Annotated in this window: 3 protein-coding genes; all 3 read left to right on the top strand. The window is 61.6% G+C overall.

The genetic code is table 11. The annotated features are described in order from the left end of the window. A partial coding sequence (locus ABWV79_RS22250; protein WP_353394997.1) for a (2Fe-2S)-binding protein occupies nt 1-476 on the top strand: 476 nt, incomplete at its 5' end. Between the two features lie 75 nt (nt 477-551). Beyond that, nucleotides 552-2,912, top strand: coding sequence for a xanthine dehydrogenase family protein molybdopterin-binding subunit (locus ABWV79_RS22245; protein WP_353394995.1), 2,361 nt, complete (start codon nt 552-554; stop codon nt 2,910-2,912). A 95-nt stretch (nt 2,913-3,007) separates the two neighbouring features. Then, nucleotides 3,008-3,799 carry an FAD binding domain-containing protein gene (locus ABWV79_RS22240; RefSeq protein ID WP_353394993.1) on the top strand — a complete coding sequence of 264 codons (792 nt, stop codon included), beginning with the start codon at nt 3,008-3,010 and terminating at the stop codon, nt 3,797-3,799. Nucleotides 3,800-3,840: the final 41 nt, after the last annotated feature.

Raw genomic sequence — 3,840 nt, 5'->3', positions numbered from 1 at the left:
TTTCGATGACTGTGAACGGCGTAGCTGTGAGCGGTGAAGTTGAGGGTCGGACGTTATTGTCTGGATTTTTGCGTGATCATTTGGGGATGACAGGGACGCATGTTGGGTGTGACACGGCGCAATGTGGTGCGTGTGTTGTGCATGTTGATGGTCAGGCTGTGAAGTCGTGCAACATGCTTGCGCTTGAGGCGGACGGGTCTGAGGTTGGTACGATTGAAGGCCAGGCGACTGCGGATGGGTCTTTGAACACCATTCAGCAGGCGTTTCAGGATCATCACGGTCTTCAATGCGGGTTCTGCACGCCGGGCATGGTGATGAGTGCGGCGGCCTTGCTGAAGGAAAACCCGCGCCCGACCGAGGCCGAGATCCGGCATTATCTGGAAGGCAACCTGTGCCGGTGCACGGGCTATCATAACATCGTCAAGGCGATCATGGCCGCATCGGGTCAGGACGTCAGCAGCATCGCTGCGGAATAAACGCCACTGCGGGCCTGTAGCACCCGTGGGAGGACAAGGATGCGTTAGCATCCGTTTATGGGAGGAGAACAAGCAATGCCCAAAGACAGTGGCATCGGAGCCAGTTCCAAGCGGCGCGAGGACGTGCGCTTTCTAACCGGAGCGGGCAATTACACCGACGACATCAACGTGGCCGGACAGGCCTATGTGTATTTCCTGCGCTCGGATATCGCGCATGGCCGGATCACCAGCATTGACACTTCGGCGGCCGAGGCCATGCCCGGTGTGGTCCGGGTATTCACCGGCAAGGATTTCGAAGGGGTGGGCGGCATCCCCTGCGGCTGGGAGGTGACGGACAAGCATGGCGCGCCCATGCAGGAACCGGCGCACCCCATTCTGGCACAGGGTAAAGTGCGCCATGTGGGTGATCCCATCGCGGCCGTGGTGGCTGACAGCCTGGAACAGGCGCGCGATGCCGCCGAGGCGATCGATCTGGATATCGAAGAACTGCCCGCCGTGATCGACATGAAGGCCGCCGCGCAGGATGGTGCAACGCTGGTCCATGACGATCTGAAGAACAACATCTGCTATGACTGGCAGCTGGGCGAGGCGGATGACGCCAAGGTCAACGAGGTCTTCGCCAATGCGGCGCATGTGACAACGCTGGATCTTGTGAACAACCGTCTGGTTGCCAACCCGATGGAGCCGCGCGTGGCGGTGGCGGAATACAGCCGCGGGACCGAGGACTATACGCTCTATACCACCTCGCAGAACCCGCATGTGATCCGCCTGCTGATGTGCGCCTTTGTGCTGGGCCTGCCCGAGCATAAGGTCCGCGTGGTGGCCCCGGATGTGGGCGGCGGCTTTGGCACCAAAATCTTCCACTATGCGGAAGAGGCGTTCGTGACCTTTGCCGCCAAGGCCTGCAACCGGCCTGTGAAGTGGTCGGCCAGCCGGTCCGAGGCGTTCATGTCCGATGCCCATGGCCGCGACCATGTCAGCAAGATCGAACTTGCGCTGGATGCCGACAATAACTTTGTCGGTCTGCGCACCAACACCTATGCCAATCTGGGCGCCTATCTGTCGACCTTCTCCAGTTCCGTGCCCACATGGCTGCACGGCACGCTGATGGCGGGCAATTACAAGACGCCGGTCATTCAGGTGAACGTGAAGGCGATGTTCACCAACACGGTGCCGGTGGATGCCTATCGCGGTGCGGGCCGGCCGGAGGCGACCTATCAGCTGGAACGCGTCGTCGACAAAGCTGCGCGCGAGCTGGGGGTCGATCCCATTGCGCTGCGCCGTCAGAACTTCATCACCCAGTTCCCCTATGACACGCCGGTGGCGCTGACCTATGACACTGGCGATTACAACGGGACCATGGACAAGCTTGAGGCCGCCGCCGATCTGGCAGGCTTTGCCGCGCGGCGTGCGGAAAGCGAGGCCAAGGGCAAGCTGCGCGGTCTGGGCATCAACTGCTATATCGAGGCGTGCGGCATTGCGCCGTCGAACATCGTTGGCATGCTGGGCGCGCGCGCGGGTCTTTATGACGCTGCGACCGTGCGGGTGAACGCCACCGGCTCGATCAGCGTCATGGTGGGCGCACACAGCCATGGGCAAGGGCATGAGACCGCCTTTCCGCAGGTCGTGGCCGACATGATCGGCATCGACGAGTCGATGGTCGAGATCGTGCATGGCGACACCTCGAAGATCCCGTTTGGGATGGGCACTTATGGCTCGCGCAGCCTTGCGGTCTGTGGCTCGGCCATGGTCAAGGCCACCGAGAAGGTGATCGACAAGGCCAAGAAGATCGCCGCCCACCTGCTGGAGGCCTCCGAGGCCGATATTGAGCTGAAAGACGGTCAGTTCAGCGTCGCGGGCACCGACAAGTCAGTGGCCTGGGGCGATGTGACCCTGACGGCCTATGTGCCGCATAACTACCCGCTGGAGGTCGAGCCGGGGCTGGAGGAGACCGCGTTTTACGACCCGGCCAACTTTACCTTCCCCTCGGGCGCCTATGCCTGCGAGGTCGAGCTGGACCCCGAGACCGGCAAGGTCAGTATCGAGGCCTTCACCGCCGCCGATGACTTTGGCAATATCGTCAACCCGATGATCGTGGATGGTCAGGTGCATGGCGGTATCGGTCAGGGTATCGGTCAGGCGCTACTGGAGAACTGCGCCTATGATGAGAATGGCCAGCTGCTGAGCGCGTCCTTCATGGATTACGCCATGCCCCGCGCCGATGACGTGCCCTTCTACGGCGTCGATCATTCCAGCCAGACGCCCTGCACGCATAACCCGCTGGGGGTGAAGGGCTGTGGTGAGGCTGGGGCTATTGGCTCACCCCCTGCGGTGGTCAATGCGGTTCTGGATGCGATGAACTCGGGCGGCAAAGCGGTGGATCACATCGACATGCCGGTGAGCCCGTCGCGCGTTTGGGCGGCGATGAACAGCTGAGAGGTTGGGGTAGCTGGGGGCTCTGCCCCCAGACCCCCGAGGTATTTATAGCCAGATGAAGAGCGGATCTATGTTCTTCGGAAAGGAAAAGCGGAATGTATAATTTCGAGTTTGAGAAGCCCTCGACCATCGCCGATGCGGTGGCTGCGTTGGGGGCTGAGGATGCGCAGGCGTTGGGGGGTGGTCAGACGCTGATCCCGACGTTGAAGCAGCGGTTGGCGGCGCCCTCGGCGTTGGTGTCGCTGAGCGGGATTGCCGAGATGCAAGGGGTTTGCATCGAGGATGATGGCTCGGTCGCTATCGGTGGGGCGACGACCCACGCCACGGTGGCGCGCGAGGCGGCGGCAAGCTATCCGGCGCTGGCAGCATTGGCCGGTCAGATCGGGGACCCGGCAGTGCGCAATCGCGGCACAATTGGTGGGTCGGTGGCCAACAATGATCCGGCGGCCTGTTATCCGGCAGGGGTGTTGGGTTCGGGCGCGACCGTTGTGACCAATACGCGGCAAATTGCGGCAGATGATTTCTTTCAGGGCATGTTCACCACCGCGCTGGATGAGGGCGAGATCATCACCCAGATCCGCTTCCCGGTGCCGCAGGCCGCAAGCTATCAGAAGTTCCTGCAGCCGGCATCGCGCTTTGCGTTGGTGGGGGTCTACCTGGCACGGTTCGCGGATGGTGTCCGCGTCGCCGTAACCGGCGCCAGCGAAGATGGTGTATTCCGCTGGTCCGAGGCCGAGGAAGCCCTGACCAAAGAGTTCCGCGCCGACGCCCTGATGAGTCTCAAGGTGAACCCAATGAACATGATCGGCGACCTCCATGGCAGCAAAGACTATCGCGCACATCTGGTCAGCGTCATGACCAAACGCGCAGTCCAAGCCTGTAGCTAAATCAAACGTCAGCCCTGAAAAAAACAGGGCTGACTTTAGGA

Source organism: Ruegeria sp. HU-ET01832, from assembly GCF_040371315.1.
Lineage (GTDB): Bacteria > Pseudomonadota > Alphaproteobacteria > Rhodobacterales > Rhodobacteraceae > Ruegeria > Ruegeria lacuscaerulensis_A.
The sequence above is the reverse complement of the archived record's forward strand: the minus strand, read 5'-3'. Positions and strand labels throughout refer to the sequence as shown.